This window comes from Kitasatospora sp. NPDC088548, from assembly GCF_044753005.1.
Lineage (GTDB): Bacteria > Actinomycetota > Actinomycetes > Streptomycetales > Streptomycetaceae > Kitasatospora.
Genome location: NZ_JBIVMI010000008.1, coordinates 80,857 through 97,763 on the forward strand (window position 1 = coordinate 80,857; position 16,907 = coordinate 97,763).

The 16,907-nt window shown below is 74.2% G+C and carries 11 protein-coding genes and 1 pseudogene; 8 read left to right on the forward strand and 4 right to left on the reverse strand.

Features of this window, described 5'->3' with window-relative positions; all coding sequences use genetic code 11:
* Positions 1-351 precede the first annotated feature (351 nt).
* From ACIP82_RS13020 to ACIP82_RS13045, 6 genes are all read left to right on the forward strand, one after another.
* Positions 352-1,632: an aspartate kinase gene (locus ACIP82_RS13020; protein WP_363604040.1), complete on the forward strand. Its 1,281-nt coding sequence runs from the start codon at positions 352-354 to the stop codon at positions 1,630-1,632.
* The gene (locus ACIP82_RS13025; protein WP_400653403.1) at positions 1,629-2,681 is read left to right on the forward strand and encodes an aspartate-semialdehyde dehydrogenase; all 1,053 of its coding nucleotides are present in this window, start codon (positions 1,629-1,631) and stop codon (positions 2,679-2,681) included. The genes ACIP82_RS13020 and ACIP82_RS13025 overlap by 4 nt, the downstream gene beginning before the upstream one ends.
* A gap of 235 nt (positions 2,682-2,916) precedes the next feature.
* Positions 2,917-3,462, forward strand: a complete 546-nt coding sequence (locus tag ACIP82_RS13030; RefSeq protein ID WP_363604200.1) for a SigE family RNA polymerase sigma factor — start codon at positions 2,917-2,919, stop codon at positions 3,460-3,462.
* The gene (locus tag ACIP82_RS13035; protein WP_400653405.1) at positions 3,455-4,900 is read left to right on the forward strand and encodes a hypothetical protein; all 1,446 of its coding nucleotides are present in this window, start codon (positions 3,455-3,457) and stop codon (positions 4,898-4,900) included. The genes ACIP82_RS13030 and ACIP82_RS13035 overlap by 8 nt, the downstream gene beginning before the upstream one ends.
* Before the next feature lie 250 nt (positions 4,901-5,150).
* The gene (locus tag ACIP82_RS13040) at positions 5,151-5,942 is read left to right on the forward strand and encodes an SURF1 family protein (protein ID WP_363604044.1); all 792 of its coding nucleotides are present in this window, start codon (positions 5,151-5,153) and stop codon (positions 5,940-5,942) included.
* 265 nt (positions 5,943-6,207) lie between these two features.
* Positions 6,208-6,459 (forward strand): hypothetical protein, encoded by a 252-nt coding sequence (locus ACIP82_RS13045; RefSeq protein WP_400653407.1) that lies wholly within the window; start codon positions 6,208-6,210, stop codon positions 6,457-6,459.
* Between the two features lie 64 nt (positions 6,460-6,523).
* Here ACIP82_RS13045 and ACIP82_RS13050 read toward each other — a convergent pair whose 3' ends face one another.
* The 3 genes from ACIP82_RS13050 to ACIP82_RS13060 form a co-directional block, all read right to left on the reverse strand.
* Positions 6,524-8,425 (reverse strand): S9 family peptidase, encoded by a 1,902-nt coding sequence (locus ACIP82_RS13050; protein ID WP_400653409.1) that lies wholly within the window; start codon positions 8,423-8,425, stop codon positions 6,524-6,526.
* 124 nt (positions 8,426-8,549) lie between these two features.
* Entirely contained in the window at positions 8,550-9,962 is a 1,413-nt protein-coding gene (locus ACIP82_RS13055) for an MFS transporter (RefSeq protein ID WP_400653411.1), read from the reverse strand.
* Between the two features lie 127 nt (positions 9,963-10,089).
* On the reverse strand, positions 10,090-10,467 hold the full coding sequence (locus ACIP82_RS13060; RefSeq protein ID WP_363604051.1) for a nuclear transport factor 2 family protein: 378 nt from the start codon (positions 10,465-10,467) through the stop codon (positions 10,090-10,092).
* Between the two features lie 218 nt (positions 10,468-10,685).
* Here ACIP82_RS13060 and ACIP82_RS13065 point away from each other — a divergent pair, with 218 nt between their 5' ends.
* The gene (locus tag ACIP82_RS13065; protein ID WP_400653413.1) at positions 10,686-13,457 is read left to right on the forward strand and encodes an AAA family ATPase; all 2,772 of its coding nucleotides are present in this window, start codon (positions 10,686-10,688) and stop codon (positions 13,455-13,457) included.
* Between the two features lie 244 nt (positions 13,458-13,701).
* Entirely contained in the window at positions 13,702-16,152 is a 2,451-nt protein-coding gene (locus tag ACIP82_RS13070; RefSeq protein WP_400653415.1) for a PKD domain-containing protein, read from the forward strand.
* Between the two features lie 133 nt (positions 16,153-16,285).
* Here ACIP82_RS13070 and ACIP82_RS13075 read toward each other — a convergent pair.
* Positions 16,286-16,906: pseudogene (locus tag ACIP82_RS13075) on the reverse strand (LuxR C-terminal-related transcriptional regulator).
* Position 16,907 lies beyond the last annotated feature (1 nt).

Genomic DNA, 16,907 nt, shown 5'->3' on the forward strand with positions numbered 1-16,907 from the left:
AAAACGGCCCCGGACAAAGCGGTGGAAGCCCGGCCGAAACGCCCGGGAACCCGGACGGGGCGAGGGAAACGCGGATTGTGACGCAAGCCTCACGGTTCCCGGCCCCCGGCGAAAACCGGGGGCCACCGCCCATTCGCCCGCCGATTCTTCGGGGCCGCGCCGGATCCCCCGCAGACCTGCCGGTCGGACCGCCCCGCACGGCGCCCACCTGCTGAAACATACGTCTCACCATATGGAAAGCGCCGGTCGCGGCACCCCTGCTCGGTAGACTGGCGCGGACCGCACAACCCCCTCCCCCCGGGGGTGCGGGGGCCCAGAGCCCCCGGAAACGACACAAGTCGAGGAGCGCACGTGGGCCTTGTCGTGCAGAAGTACGGCGGCTCATCCGTTGCGGATGCCGAGGGCATCAAGCGCGTGGCCCGTCGAATCGTCGATACCAAGAAGGCCGGCCATGAGGTCGTCGTCGTGGTGTCCGCGATGGGCGACACGACGGACGAGCTCATCGAACTCGCGGAGCAGGTGTCACCTCTCCCCGCCGGCCGCGAGTTCGACATGCTGCTGACCGCTGGAGAGCGCATCTCCATGGCCCTGCTGGCCATGGCGATCAAATCCCTGGGTCACGAGGCCCAGTCCTTCACGGGCAGCCAGGCCGGTGTCATCACCGACTCCGTCCACAACAAGGCGCGCATCATCGACGTGACGCCGGGCCGCATCCGCACCGCCCTGGACGAGGGCAACATCGCGATCGTGGCCGGTTTCCAGGGTGTCTCGCAGTCGAGCAAGGACATCACCACGCTCGGCCGCGGCGGCTCGGACACCACCGCCGTCGCTCTCGCCGCGGCCCTCAGGGCCGAGGTCTGCGAGATCTACACCGACGTGGACGGCGTGTTCACCGCCGACCCGCGCGTGGTGAAGAAGGCCCGCAAGATCGACTGGATCGCGTACGAGGACATGCTGGAGCTGGCGTCGTCCGGTTCCAAGGTGCTGCTCGACCGCTGCGTGGAGTACGCGCGCCGCTACAACATCCCGATTCACGTACGCTCGTCCTTCTCGGGCCTTCCCGGGACGATCGTCAGCAACGACAACCCGAACCAGCCCGAAGGGGGCGAGATGGAGCAGGCCATCATCTCCGGAGTCGCCCACGACACTTCGGAGGCCAAGGTCACCGTCGTCGGCGTGCCGGACAAGCCGGGCGAGGCGGCGCGCATCTTCCGCGCCATCGCGGACGCCGAGGTCAACATCGACATGGTGGTGCAGAACGTCTCCGCCGCGTCGACCGGGCTGACCGACATCTCCTTCACCCTGCCGAAGGCCGAGGGCCAGAAGGCCATCGACGCGCTGGGCCGGGTCAAGGAGGGCATCGGCTACGAGTCGCTGCGCTACGACGACGCGATCGGCAAGATCTCCCTGGTCGGCGCCGGTATGCGCTCCAACCCGGGCGTCACCGCGACCTTCTTCGAGGCGCTCTCCGAGGCCGGCGTCAACATCGAGCTGATCTCCACCTCGGAGATCCGCATCTCGGTGGTCACCCGGGCCGACGACGTCAACGAGGCCGTGCGCGCCGTCCACAGCGCCTTCGGGCTGGACAGCGACTCGGACGAGGCGGTCGTCTACGGAGGCACCGGGCGATGACCCGGCGGCCGAACCTCGCCGTCGTCGGCGCCACCGGCGCGGTCGGCGAGGTGCTGCTCGGCCTGCTCTCCCTCCGCCACGACATCTGGGGCGAGATCCGTCTCGTCGCCTCCCCGCGCTCGGCCGGCCGCAAGCTGACCGTGCGCGGGGAGCCCGTCGAGGTGCTGGCGCTGGCGGAGGAGGTCTTCGACGGGATCGACGTCGCGCTGTTCGACGTCCCCGACGAGGTCTCCGCCCAGTGGGCGCCCATCGCGGCCGCCAAGGGCGTCGTGGTGGTGGACAACTCCGGCGCGTTCCGGATGGACGAGGACGTCCCGCTGGTCGTCCCCGAGGTGAACGCGGCCGCGCTGCGGATCCGTCCGCGCGGCATCGTCGCCAGCCCCAACTGCACCACGCTCGCGATGATCGCGGCGATCGGCGCGCTGCACGCCGAGTACGGGCTCAGCGCCCTGATGGTCGCCACCTACCAGGCGGCCTCCGGCGAGGGCCGGACCGGCGTGGACACCTTGCGCGAGCAGGTCGCGCTGGTCGCGGGCACCGAGGTCGGCGAGCAGACCGGCGACCTGCGCGCGGTGATCGCCGACCACGGGCCGTTCGCGGCGCCGCTGGCGCTCAACGCGGTGCCGTGGGCGGGTTCGCTGATGGACGGCGGCTGGTCGTCCGACGAACTGAAGGTCCGCAACGAGTCGCGCAAGATTCTCGGCCTGCCGGCCCTGCGGGTCTCGGCGACCTGCGTCCGCATCCCGGTGGTCCGCACCCATGCGCTGGTCGTGCACGCGGTCTTCGAACGCGAGGTCACCCAGGAGCACGCGCAGGAGATCCTCCGGGACGCCCCCGGCGTGGTGCTGTACGACGACCCGGCGGCGGGGGAGTACCCCACGCCGAACGATGTCGTCGGGACGGACCCGGTCTGGGTCGGACGGGTGCGGCGGGCGTTGGACGACCCGGCGGCACTGGACCTCTTCCTCTGCGGCGACAACCTGCGCAAGGGCGCGGCGCTCAACGCCGTCCAGATCGCCGAACTGGTCGTGGGCGAGCTGTCCGGCTGAGGGGCCGGCAGACCCTGCTCCGCATTCCTGCCAGGAATCCCCCTCGGATCCCCTGGAGGGGGATTCGGCCATGCGCGAGAATGTCTCGCGGGCTGGGCAACCATGACAGGGGATCGAGTGTCCAACGGGCGTGGCGAACGTGATGGTGGGGGCAGGGGCGGGCATCTCGACGACGGTCGCGGTGACGTTCTCGCCGCGCGCCCAGTGGCCTGCGGATAGGCCGGAAGACAGCCAGATGACGGCGGTCGCACCCGGCGCGGCGGACTCCGGCGCGGACACCGACGCGGGTACCAGCGAGGACCTGCTCACCGAGACCTATCAGGCCCACTACCGCTCGCTGTTGCGGTTGGCCGCGCTGCTTCTTGACGACCTCTCGACCTGCGAGGACGTGGTGCAGGAGGCGTTCATCCGGGTGCACTCGGCCCGGCGGAGAGTGCGCGAGCCCGAGAAGACGCTCGCCTATCTGCGGCAGACCGTGGTGAACCTGTCCCGCTCCACGCTGCGTCGCCGCATCCTCGGTCTGCGGCTGCTGCCAAAGCCCATGCCTGACATGGCCAGTGCAGAAGAAGGCGCCTACGATGCGCTGGAGCGCGATCAGTTGAAGGCCGCGCTGCGGGGTCTGCAACGCCGTCAGCGGGAGGTTCTGGTGCTGCGTTACTTCGTGGACATGACGGAGGCGCAGGTCGCGGAGACCCTGGGCATCTCGCTCGGCTCGGTGAAGGCGTACGGCTCGCGTGGACTCGCCGCGCTGCGGGTCCAGATGGAGGCCGGGAATGGCTGAGGACCGGACCGACGCCCACGGCCCGGGCGGCGTACCGGGCGGCAGCGGCGTACGAGACGGCAACGGCGCACCGGGCGGGAGCGGCGCACGCGGTTCGGGTGGCGCACGGAGCACGCGGGACACCCGGGCCGCGCAGGACGCGTCGGTCGCATGGGACGTACGGGCCACGCGGGCCGCACGGGACACCGGCGAGCAGGACCGCGACCTGGACGGGCTGAACGCCGAGGAGCTGCTGGTCCGTTCGCTGATGCAGCGGGCGGTGGCCGAGGTCCAGCCCGACCCGGCCGGCCTGCCCCGGATCCGCCGTGCGGTGCCCCGCCGCCGGGCCGCCCGCCGGGGGGCCCTGACCGGGGCCGCCGCGCTGGTGGCCGCGGTGGCCATCGTGCTGCCCGCCCTGCGCTCCGGCGAGCGCCTCGACCTCTCCAGCGGCCCCGGCTCGCCCAGTGCCCACAGCGGTGCGGCCCCGGCGTCCGCGGGCGCCACGGCCGGCGCCGACTCCGCCGGGCCGGGCCGGCTGCCGCACCCCGACGCCGACGGGCCCGGCGACCAGGGCCGGCCGTCCGGATCCGCCACCGTCCCGCCCAGCCCCGGCGCGAGCAAGGCCGGAGCGGGGGCCGGAGCGTCCAGCCCGGCCCCGGCGCCCAGCACCGGCGACCCGCTGGTCCCGCTCTGCACCAGGGCGGATCTCGGCCGCGGGACCTCGACGGTCGGCGCGGCCGACGGCGGAGGGAAGATCTACGGGCACTTCACGGTGTTCAACACCTCCGCGCGCAGCTGCCGGCTCGGCGGTCCGGGCTCGGTGGCGGTCACCGCCGCATCCGGGACGGACCAGAGCCGGATCCGGGTGGCCGACCACACGGCGGGCGACCCGGCGACCGGGCTGCCCGCCCCGGACGCGGCCGCGGGGACGGGCGCCGCGAACGGGTCCGCCGCGAACGGGGGCGGCCAGGGCCTGGTGCTCGCACCGCAGTCCGGGTACCGGGTGGACTTCGGCTGGGTGCCGGACACCGGCTGCCCGGTGCCGGGCGGGGCATCGCCCAGCGCGCCCGCCGCCCCGGGTGGCTCGGGCACCTCGGGTTCGGGAACCTCGGGCACGGGCTCGGGTACCTCGGGCTCGGGCACCTTGGCGGGGTCGCAGCCCGACGGATTGGGCGGTACCGGCGGTGCCCCTGAGGTCGGCGCCTCGGGGGCACCGAGCGTGCCTCCCCCGGTGTCCGCCTCGCCGACGGCCGGGCCGACCTCGGCTCCCAGCCCCACGGCCACCGCCACCACCGCCCCGCCGCCCGCCGTCACCCTCGCCCACACCCCGGCCCCGGGCGGCCCGGTCGCCGCCGCGGCCGTCCTTCCGGGCGCCTGCGCGGGCACGGTCTACCGGACGGCGCCCCAGGCCCTGCCGGCGCCGAGCGCACAGCCGAGCGCCTCGCCGTCGGCGGGGTGAGGCCGGGGTGAGGCCGGGGTGAGGCCGGAGTGAGGCGGGGCTGAACCCGCGCCGGTCCTGCGCCGGGCCAGGCGGGTGCGGGCCGGACGGTGCGGGCCGGACGGTGCCCGGGAAGTCGGCCCGGCCGACTTTCCACTCCCGTCGGCGGACGCCCCGGCGGACGCCCCGGCAGCGGTTCCCGATGTTCGGGAGGCGCGGCGCGGCACCCCTGTGGTCGGGAGAGGTGTGAGGAGTGGTTACCGTGGGGGGTGTGTACCGGTTCCTCCTGACCCCGCGCTGGCTGAGTGGCACCGCGCTGGCCGTGACGGCCGTGGCGGTGTGTCTCTGGCTCGGCTCCTGGCAGCTCGGGCGGTTCGAGGACAAGGTCTCCTCGCACAAGGAGATCAGCCGGGCGGTCGACGACGCCGGCGTGGCCAAGCCGCTGGACGAACTGCTGGACGCCGCCCGGCCGCAGGTCACCACCGACACCGTCGGCCGAGCCGTCACGGTGACCGGCACCTTTGACGAGGAGCACCAACTCCTGGTGCCCAACCGGGTGGTGGACGGCAAGCAGGGCTATTACGTGCTCACCCCGCTGCGCACCGGCGACGGCCGGGCCGTCGCCGTCGTACGGGGCTGGGCACCGGGCACGCCCGCCGAGGGCGCGTCCGCCGCCGCCGTACCGCCCGTCGGCGAGGTGACGGTGACCGGGCGCCTGCAGGCCGGGGAGAGCAGCGGCAGCGGTGGCGCGGTGGCGGGCGGTCTCCCGTCCGGCCAGCTCGGCACGATCAACCGGGCCGCGCTCGTCAACGTGCTGTCCTACGACGGCTGGTACGACGGCTGGGTGTCCGCGGACGCCGTGCCGGCTGGGCTGAGCACGGTGCCAACGGTGCAGCCGCAGGGCGGCAACGGGCTCACCCTGCGCGCGTTCCAGAACCTGGGCTACACCCTGGAGTGGTTCGTCTTCGGCGGCTTCGTGGTCTTCATGTGGTTCCGCCTGGTGCGCCGCGAGGCCGAGGCCGAGCAGGACCGGGCCCTCGGGCTGGACCCGGTCCTGGAGTAGCGCCGCCCGTCCCGGCTCAACTCAACTCAACTCAGCTCGGCGGCTCGGCTCGGCTCAGCGGGACGGCTTCGCGGGTGGTACGACCGGCTTGGACGGCGCGCCCGGCAGGGACGGCGCCGGGACCGGTGACTGCGACGGCGGCGTCAGGGCCGGCGACGGTGACTGGGTCGGTGGTGCCTGCCGGCCGCACCGGCTGCCGCTGCCGCCGCCGTGGTTGTCGTCCGAGTCGTAGTGGTCGGTGTGGTGGCGCGTGGTGCGCCCGCCCTTGGACCCCTTCGAGCCGGAGGAGGACCCCTTCGACCCGGACGAGCCCTTGGCGAGCAGCACCGTCCCACCGTCCTCCCCGGCCGCGACCTCCGTCGTACGGAAGGCCGCCCGCACGACCGTGCCCCCCTCCTCCGCCACGGCCGCGGCCGTGGCGGAGGCCGTCGCCGCCGCAGTCGCCCGAGCCGAGGCCGAAGCCGTCGACTGCGGCGCGGCGGGCGGCGGACAGTCCGCCGAACTGCTGCTGTCCTGACCCGAGCAGCCGGTGAGCACGAGCGCCCCGGCCACCCCCACCCCCATGAGCGTCAGCAGACGTCTCACCCGTTCCCCCCGTCGGCCGCCCCGGCCTGGTCCTGATCCTGGTCCTGTCCGCCTCCGGCCCCGCCGCCCGTTCCGCCGAGGTGCCGTCGCACGAAGTCGATCTCCAGCCGCAGCTGCTTGATCCGCTCCTCCACCACCAGCGAGCCGTGCCCGGCGTCGTACCGGTAGACCTCGTGCGGCCTGCCCAGCCGCTCCAGCCGCTCGACGTAGTTCTCGATCTGCCGGATCGGGCAGCGCGGGTCGTTCACCCCGGCGCTGATGTAGACCGGTACCCGCACCTGCTCCACGTACGTCAGCGGCGACGAGGCCGTCCAGCGCTCGGGCACCTCCTCCGGCGTTCCGCCGAAGAGCGTGCGGTCCAGCGACTTCAGCGCCTCCATCTCGTCGTCGTACGCCGTCAGGTAGTCCGCGACGGGCACGGCGGCGACGCCGAGCGTCCAGTTCTCCGGCTGCACGCCGATGCCGAGCAGGGTGAGGTAGCCGCCCCAGGAGCCGCCGGTGAGCACCAGCCGGGCCGGGTCGGCGAGCCCGCTGTCCACCGCCCAGGCGCGGACGGCGGCGATGTCCTCCAGCTCGATCAGGCCGACCCGCTCGCGCAGCGCGTCCGTCCAGGCCTGGCCGTAGCCGGTGGAGCCGCGGTAGTTGACCCGGACCACCGCGAAGCCGTGGTCCAGCCAGGCGGCCGGGCCGGCGGCGAAGGAGTCGCTGTCGTGGTGGGTCGGCCCGCCGTGGATGTCGAAGACGGTCGGGAACGGGCCCGTGCCGGCCGGTCGCTGCACCAGGGCGTGCACCCGCCCGCCCGGTCCGTCCACCCAGACGTCCTCGACCGGCACCGAGCCGGGCGGCACCGCGCCGGGCGCCCGCAGCACCACCGTTCCGGCGGTGGAGCGGACGGCGGACGGCTCGGCGGCGGACGACCAGAGGAACTCCACGGTGCCGTCGGGGCGGGCGGTCGCGCCGCCGACCGTGCCGCGCGGGGTGTCCAGACGGGTCAGCACCCCGTCGGTGAGGTCGTACGAGAACAGCTCGCTGCGCGCCTCGTACTCGTGCTCGACCAGCAGCGCCCGCGCGCCGGGGCGCCACTGCGCCGAGACGTCGCCGGGCAGCTCGCGCCCGTGCTCGTCGCGCAGCGGCAGCGCGGTCTCGGCGCCGGTCGCGACGTCCCAGATCATCGGCTCCCAGCGGCCGGTGCGCTGGTGGGCGACCAGCAGCCGGGTGTCGCCGTCCACCGGCGCGAAGCCGAGGCAGGCGACCCCGCGCGGGTCCTCACGGCCGGTGACCTCGTCCAGCTCGGCGACGGTCGCACCGTCGGAGAGCCGCACGACCCGGATCGCCGCGTGCATGGCGTCGCCGTGCTCGGTGTGGTCGATGGCGAGCAGGGAGCTGTCGTAGCTGAGGTCGCCGACGCCGCCGTACTCCTCGTGCCGGTAGATCTCGACCGCCTCGGCCGCGCCCGGGCGGCGCAGGTGCAGCGTGGTGCCCTGCTCGTCGGTGGAGCGGCCGACCACGACCGTGCCGTCCCGGCCGAGCGCCAGGCCCGCCGAGTACGAAGGGGCGAGGCCCGGCACGGCCTCCTCGTCGGGGCCGTCCTCGCCGCCCGGACGCCCGGCGAAGGGCTGGCGGCGCCAGATGCCGAACTCGTCGCCGTCGTGGTCGTCGAACCACCACACCCAGGCTCCGTCGGGGGACAGTTCGGCGTCGGTGGTGCCGTTCGACCGGTCGGTGACCCGGCGGTGGGTGTCGGTCGCGCGGTCCCAGGCGTAGACCTCGTAGGTGCCGGTCGCGTTGGACACGTACAGCGCCCGCTCGGGGGCGTCCTCGGCCCAGTCCGGCAGTGAGACGCGTGCTGCCCTGAACCGCTGCTCCCACGCCGGTACGGCGCTCTTCTCCTCGCTCATCCGTCCATCCAACCCGATCGGGGGGAGTGAACGGAACGGGCGGGTGGGCCCGACCGGTGCCCGACCGGTGCCCGGCCGGGCCCGACCGCGCTCCCCGAGGACCGTGCGCTCCCCGGGCGGCGGGTCAGCCCGCCCGGCGGGGCAGCAGCTGCACCAGGCCCACCAGCAGCAGCTCCAGCACCGCCAGCGCCCCCACGCTCCGGCCGAAAGCCGCGACCGGGTCCCCGGTGCCGTAGTAGACGATGCCGATCAGCGCGATCCCGAGCGCCCCGGCGACCTGCTGGACGGTCGCCAGCACCCCGGCCGCCGAACCGGCCAGCCGCGGCTCGACCCCGGCCAGGACGACGGAGGTGACCGGGGCGATCACCAGACCCATCCCGAGGCCGTCCACGAACAGGCCGGGCGCCAGCCACCAGACGCTGCCGGTCGTCCCGCCGCCGTACGCGGCGAGGCCCAGCAGGCCCAGCCCGGCGGTCATCAGCAGCCCGCCGAGCGCGACCGCCTGGCGGCCGAGGCGGGCGGCGAAGCGGTGCGCGGTGGTGGAGGTGAGCAGGTAGCCGACGCCGATCGCGGTGAACACCAGACCGGCCCCGAGCGCGTCCAGACCGCGTCCCAGCTGCAGGTGCAGGGCGAGCACCAGGAAGAACGACGCCTGCCCGAGCCAGAAGGCGAGCTGGGCGAGCAGACCGGCACCGAAGGACCTGGTCCGGAAGAGCCGGGTGTCGACCAGCGGCGAGCCGGTGCCACGGGACCGGTGCTGGTGCGCGGCGAAGGCGGCCAGCAGCGCGGCCGCGCCGCCCAGGCAGAGCCAGGTCCACCGCGGCCAGCCCTCCTCGCGGCCCTGGATCAGGGGCAGCACCAGAGCGGTCAGCGCGACGGTGATCAGCAGCACGCCCACCGGGTCCAGGCCGGGCCGGTGCGGGGAGCGCGACTCCGGCAGACAGCGGCGGACCAGCGCGAGGGCGGTGAGGCCGACCGGCAGGTTGATCAGGAAGCAGCTGCGCCAGTCCAGGCCGAAGAGGTCCGCCCGGATCAGCGCGCCGCCGATCAGCTGGCCGAACACCGCACCGAGGCCCATGGTCAGCCCGTACCTCGCGAACGCCCGGGCCTGCGCCGCGCCACTGAACGCCGTCCGCAGGATCGCCAGCACCTGCGGGCCCATCAACGCGGCCGCCAGGCCCTGGACCACCCGGGCGCCGACCAGGGCGGAGGCCGTCGGGGCCAGGCCGCAGCCCGCCGAGGCGAGCGTGAACAGGGCCAGGCCGAGGGCGAACACCCGGCGCCGTCCGTAGCGGTCGCCGAGCCGCCCCGCGGTGACCAGGCCGGCCGCGAGCGCCAGGCCGAAGCCGGCGACGACCCACTGGACAGCGGCCGGTCCGGCTCCGAGATCGGCCTGGACGGACGGTATGGCGACGTTGACCACGAAGGCGTCGAGGGCGGTCATGAAGGTGGCGGTCAGGACCACCGGCAGCAGGCCCCTGGGGGAGGGGGCCGGGTTGTCCCCGGTGACCGGCCGGGTGCGCAGGGCGGTGCTCATCTCGGTTTCTCCTCACTCGGTTTCTCCTCGGGGGAGTCGGGCGCCGGTCGCGGGCGGGGCGTTTTGTCTTTGGGGCCCGTGGCGCGGGGGCGGACCGGGTGTGTCCGCCCCCGCCGTCCGCGATGGCTCAGGCGCCCGGCACGCGGTCCAGGAAGCCGTGCACCGAGGCGATCCGGCCGTCCGGCCCGGCGACCAGCACGTCGAAGCCGATCACCAGGGCCTCCGCCCCGGCCGGTCCGAGGTTCCAGGTGAACCGGGCGATGTTGTGGTGGGCGTCGACCGGTCCGAGGGTGAACTCCAGGCCGGGGAACTGCTCCTGGGCCGCGCCGATCAGGGCGTCGACGCCGTCCCGGCCGGTGACCGCCGCCAGCGGGTCGGTGTAGCTGCCGTCCTCCGCCCACAGCTCGTCGATCAGCTTGCGGCGGGTGGCCGGGTCGGTCTCGTTCCAGGTGGCGACGTAGCGCCCGGCAAGCTGCTGGAGGTCGGCCGGCTGGATGTCGTTCATGGTCATCTCCCTTGTCCTGCGGGGTGGTTCGGCGGGCCTTCCCCGCTGCTCGGTCCCGCTGGTCATGACGGTACGGAGATCGCGGGGCGGCCGAATCCGTCACGCATAGGTAGCGGCGTACGTACCTGGCCGGTGGCCTGCCGGTGCGCTGTCGGCGGGCGGGTGGGCGAGCAGACCGGCCAGGGGCGGGCCGGCGGCCGGATCGGTAGGGTCGGGGGATGGGGACGCTGTACGGCAGGGAGCGGGAGCAGACCGCCGTGGACGGGCTGCTCGACGGGGCGCGGGGCGGCCGCAGCGGGGTGCTGGTGCTGCGGGGCGAGCCGGGCATCGGCAAGACCGCGCTGCTGGACCACGCGGTCGCGGCGGCGGGTGACGCGTTCCGGGTGATCCGGGCCACCGGCGTCGAGTGCGAGGCCGAACTCCCCTTCGCCGGGCTCAGTCTGCTGCTTGCGGCCGGCCTGGACCGGCTCCCCGCTCTGCCGGGACCGCAACGCCGGTCACTGGAGGCCGCATTCGGGCTCAGCGAGGCCGCCACCGTGCCCGCCGACCGGCTGCTCACCGGCCTTGCCACCCTTGGCCTGCTGGCCGAACTCTCCTCCGAACAGCCGCTGTTGTGCGTGGTGGACGACGCACAGTGGCTGGACCGGGCATCCCTCGACGCGCTGCTGCTCGCCGCCCGTCGGCTCCAGGCGGAAGGAGTCGTCCTGCTGCTGGCCGCCCGGGACGTTGGCCCGCCGGGCGGCCCCGGTGAGGCGTTCCCGGTTGCCGGTCTGCCCGAGCTCCGGCTGTCCGGCCTCGACGAGCCGGACGCGGCCCGACTCCTCGCCTCCCGCGCCGGGCCGGAACTCCCCGGCGAGGTCCGGCGACGGCTGCTCGCCGAGGCCGCCGGCAACCCGCTGGCCCTCACCGAACTCCCCATCGCCCTTTGCGAGTCCGCCACCGCCGGAGCCGGAGCGGGCGCCGCCGCCACCGCGACCGGCACCCCCGGCGTCCTGCCGCTCACCAGTCGCCTGCAGATCGCCTTCCACGGCCAGGTCACCGGCCTGCCGCCGGCCACCCAGAACCTGCTGCTGGTCGCCGCCGCCGAGGGGAACGGCGACCTGGACGTCATTCTCCCGGCCGCCGCCGTCCTCGGGGCGACCGCCGAACACCTCGCGCCCGCCGAGGAGTCGGGCCTGGTCACCACCACCGCCGACCGCCGACTGGCCTTCCGGCACCCGTTGCTGCGCGCCGCCATCCTCCAACGGGCGCCACTCCAGCAGCGACTGACGGCTCATCGGGCGATCGGTGAGGCGCTGGAGGACGGCGACCGCCGCACCTGGCACCTCGCCCTCGCCGCCACCGCCCCCGACGCCGACCTCGCCGACGCGCTGGAACGCACCGCCGTACGGGCCGAGGCCCGGGGCGGCCACGGTGGCGCCGCCGCGTACGAGCGCGCCGCCCGACTCACCCCCGACCGCGACGGCGCCACCCGCCGCCTGGTGCTCGCCGCCGAAGCCGCCACCGAGGAGGGCAAGCTGGCACAGGCCGAGGCGCTCGCCGACCGGGCCGGAGCCCGGACCGACAACCCCTTCGCCCACGCCCTGCTCGACCAGGTCCGGGCCACCGCGCACTTCTGGCGCGGCTCCTACCCCACCGCCTACCGGCTGCTGCTGGACGCCGCCGGTACCGACATCGAGGCGCCGCACGCGGCCCGCATGCTCCTCCAGGCCTTTCACACCGCCTGGTACGTCGGCGAGGAGCCGGTGGCCGTCGTCCTCGACCGGCTGGCCCGGCTCCCGCTCGCCGAGGGCGACCCGCTCACCCCGCTGGCCCGCCATCTGCCGGCCGCCGTCCTTCCCGCCCTGGGCCACCCCGCGCCGCCGCTGCCCGCCGCCAGGGACACCGCGGCCGTGGCCCGCCGGGCCGGTGCCGAGACCCCGAGCGACCTCGTGCAGCTCTGCGGCGTGACCCTCGTCCTCGGCCGGGACGCCGAGACCATCGAACTCGCGGGCGAACTCATCGCCGAGGCCAGGGCCAAGGGCACCATCGGGGTGCTGCCCACCCTCCAGTTCTTCCTCGCCGAGGCGGAGCTCTTCCACGGCCGCCACCGTGACGCCGAGGTGACCGCCACCGAGGCGCTGGCCCTCGCCCGGGACACCGGCCAGCACCAGTGGGTCAGCCAGCTCAGCGCCCTGCTCGGCTTCCTGGCCGCACTCGGCGGCGCCGCCGAGGAGTGCGCCGCCCGCACCGCCACCGCCCTCACCACCGCACCGCGGTCCGCCGCCCCCGCCCCCGGCGAGCCCTGGGCCCAGTGGGCGCTCGCCGTTCTCGACCTCGGCCAGGGCCGGGCCGCCGGCGCCGCCGACCGCCTCCGAGCCCTCACCACCGGCCGCTACCGGCACCATGTCAGCGCCACCCGCGCCGTCCCCGACCTGGTCGAGGCCGCCGTCCGCCTCGGTACCCCCGAGCGTGCCGCGGAGCCGTACGAGCGCTTCGCCCGCTGGGCCGGCGCCGCCGCCCAGCCCTGGGCCGAGGCGCTACGGCTGCGCTGCCAGGCCCTGCTCGGCCCGGACGAACTCGCCGAAGCCGCCTATCGCGCCGCCCTCCGCCTCCACGACGGCACCCACCGCCCCTTCGAACAGGCCCGCACCGCCCTCCTCTACGGCGAGTGGCTGCGCCGCGAACGCCGCCGCACCGACGCCCGCCCCTACCTGCGGGCCGCCCTGGAGACCTTCGAGCGCCTCGCCGCCCGCCCCTGGGCCGACCGCGCCCGCACCGAACTCACCGCCACCGGCACCACCGCGCCCACCCCGCCGACCGACGGCTCCCCTCTCACCACCCTCACCCCGCAGGAACTCCAGATCGTCCGGCTCGCCGCCCAGGGCCTCACCAACCGGGACATCGCCGCCCAGCTCTTCCTCAGCCCCCGCACGGTCGGCCACCACCTCTACAAGGCCTACCCCAAGCTCGGCATCACCTCCCGCGCCGACCTCCCGGCCCTGCTCTGAACGCCGCTGGTCGCCTCGGCCCGCCAGTCGTCGCAGAGCAGCGGCGCGGCGATCGGTATCCATGAGAGACCGACTGGAACACGGCGGGTTTCTGACCCGAAGTGAGCAGGTCGCGCGGCAAACCCGTTGGTGGGGGTGTGAAGGTCTCATGGATACTGCTGTGCGCGTCGTCGGTACGAACCGATCACCGTTTCTCCTCGAAACGGCCCGAACGATGTCATCTCAGACCCTTGGGGGATCAACTGTGTCAATTCGCCGTAGCGTTGGCATCGCCGCCGCCATCGTGAGTTCGGCCGTCGCCGGTACCGCGCTGCCGTCGGTGGCCCAGGCCGAAGCCTCCGTGCTCTACGTCGACAACAGGACGTCCGCGAACTGTTCGGATGCCGGGACCGGCACGACGGCCCAGCCGTTCTGCACCATCCAGGCAGCCGCCGACGCGGCCCGGCCCGGACAGACCGTGCAGATGGCTCCGGGCGGGGTCTACTCGGAACAGGTCACGGTCAAGCGCTCGGGTACCCCGGGGAAGCCGATCACCTTCCGGGGCGCCAGGCCCTACTCGCCGCAGCCGGACGTCCTGGTGGGTTCCCGTTGGAAGGCCGGCGACGTGAAGAAGCTGCCGTACGCCTTCGTGATCTCCGGCGTGCACGACATCGTCGTGACCGACCTCTACCTCAGTGCCCAGCAGGAGGGCGTGCTGATCCAGGACTCCGAGCGGATCGTCCTGGACCGGAACACCGTCAACCGCTCCGGTCAGCCGGATTCTGTCGACGGGACGCCCACCTTCCCCGATCCGGCGCCGGGCGTCCGGGTGACCGGGAAGACCGCGAACACCACGATCAGCCGCAACCGGATCGACGGCAACGGCACGGTCGCGGTCGCGGTCGACGCCGGTGTCACCGGTACGGTCGTCACCACCAACCAGCTGGCGAACAACCAGGCCGGCGGCGTCGTCGTCACCGACGCTCCCGGCACCGTCGTGACCGGCAACACCGTCGTGGTCTGCAAGGGCGTCGGCGTCGCGCTCGTGGGAGACTCCCCTCGCGCCACGGTCGAGAACAACATCGTCACGGGGGTCAACAGTCTCCTGGACTGCTTGGCCAAGGGCCCCGGCACCGGTGTCGCGGTCGCCGCGGGCTCCACCGAGGGAACCGTCGTCGACTACAACGTGGTCTTCCCGAAGGCGGACTTCACCGGCTACTCCTGGGGCGGTACGGCCTACGCCTCCGCGACCGCGTTCCGGGCCACCGGGCAGGGCACACACGACACGTCCGCCGACCCGCAGTTGACGGAGATCGCCCAGTTCTACGTTCCCGCCGCCGCCGAGGGGGTGACGGACGCGGCCGATGCCAACGCACCCGGTCAGCTGGACACCGACCTGTACGCGCTGCCACGTGTCGACCACCCGGGGATCGCCAACACCGGTACCGGCGTGGGCTACCACGACCGGGGCGCGGTCGATCTGCACGACCCGATATGGGCCTCCCTGTCGGCGACCGACTCCCCCTCGGACGGCCACCCGCTGAAGGGGACGGCGACCGGATCGGTCGATCCGGGCTGGTCGTTGGCGAGCGCGACCCTCGACTTCGGTGACGGAAGCGCCCCGCTGACCTCGGTCACCACGAAGACCTTCCCGGCCGAGCACGACTACCCGGCCGCCGGCACCTACACGGTGACGCTCACCGCCACCAGCACCGCAGGGGTCACCAGGACGGCCACCCGCACCCTGACGATCCGTCCGGTGAGCGACCTCTACGTGAACTTCCGGATCTACCAGGAGGACCGGATGAACACCCGGCTCTCCTTCGAGGGCACCAGCTACAGCCCGTGGCCGATCGCCCGGTACGTCGTGGACTGGGGCGACGGCACACCCGCCGCGGTGAGCTACGGTCCGAAGCTGCCGACCGGCCTGACGCACGACTATCCGACGTCGAAGGTCTACACCGTGACCGTGACCGTCACCGACGACCACGGCCGCACGAGCAGCAGCACGCAGTCGCAGTACGTCGCCGGCCCCCGGGCCGGGCTTCCGTTCACCGGCTACACCGGCGGGCCGACCTCGCAGGTCGGGCTCTTCTACAACGGCGAATGGGCCTTCGCCTACGGGAAGTCGACGGCCCCGGCGGGAACGGACAGCCTTTTCGGGGACCCCGGTGACCTCCCGGTCTTCGGGAGCTGGGACGGCAGTGGCCCGTCCCGGCCGGGGATCTACCGCCCGAGCAGCAGCACCTTCGCGCTCCGGCATGCCGACCGCTCGGTCACTTCGGTGCAGTTCGGTGATCCGGGCGACCTCCCGGTGGTCGGCCGCTGGGACGGCGGATGGGCGGACGGACTGGCGATCTACCGCCCCGGCGCCGGCCTGTTCGCGGTCCTGCACGCCAACGGGAGCGTGACCACGCTGCGCTTCGGCGACCCGGGCGACATCCCCGTCGCCGGCGACTGGGACGGTGTGCGGCACGCGCAGTTCGGCCTCTTCCGGCCCGGCCGGAACCCCGGTGACCCGAACCTCTTCATCCTCCGGCACGACGACGGAAGCGTCTCCACCGCCGCCTACGGCGTCAAGGGCGACCTTCCGGTGGCCGGTGACTGGCTCGCCCGGGGCCGGGCGACGTTCGGTATCTACCGTCCGAGCAGCCGCACCTTCGCCCTGAGCAACGCGTACGCCGGGCAGGCCGACTCGGTCTTCCAGCTCCTGTAACCACCCCAGACAGGGGAGCCGGAACGGGCCGGGGGCGGACCACGCGGTCCGCCCCCGGCCCGTCCGGTGCCAGGCGTGCCGCCCTGCGCCCCGCCGTCCCGCAGCCCCGGTTGCCGGGCAGCCGGGGGCCGGGTCACCGGCGGCCGAGCCGTTGGGGCCGGTGAGGCGGCGTGGAGTCCATGAGCCGGATCTCCCAGGCCCCGGTGGCGATCTCCACCCGGTTGCGGACCCCGAGCTTGGCCTGGACGGCCGCCAGATGGCTCTTGACCTGCTCAGGGAGATGAACAGGGCGGCGGTGATCTCCTGGTTGGTGCGGCCCTGGCGATGGTCCGGACGACCTCCGTCTCGCGCTCGGAGAGCGGCTGCGCGGGCCCGGCCGCGGGCGCAGTCCGGGCCGGGGCGAGGTTCCGCAGCAGCCGCAGGGTGATCGACGGGGAGATCAGGGCCTCGCCGGCGCTCGCGGCCCGCACCGCTTCGACCAGCGGGGCAGGACCGGCGTCCTTGAGGACGAAGCCGACGGCCCCGCGTGCAGGGCGCCGTAGACGTACTCGTCGAGGTCGAAGGTGGCGACGATGACCACCCGCAGCGGGTCGGCCACGCCGGGGCCGGCCAGGGCGCGGGTGACGTCGGTACCGTCCGGTCCCGGCATCCTGGTGTCCACCAGGCACACGTCCGGGCGCAGACGCCATGGCGGTCGCCCTGGCCGCCTTCGCGGTGCTCCAGGTCCGTCGTGCCCACCCTGAGCCGGCCGCACT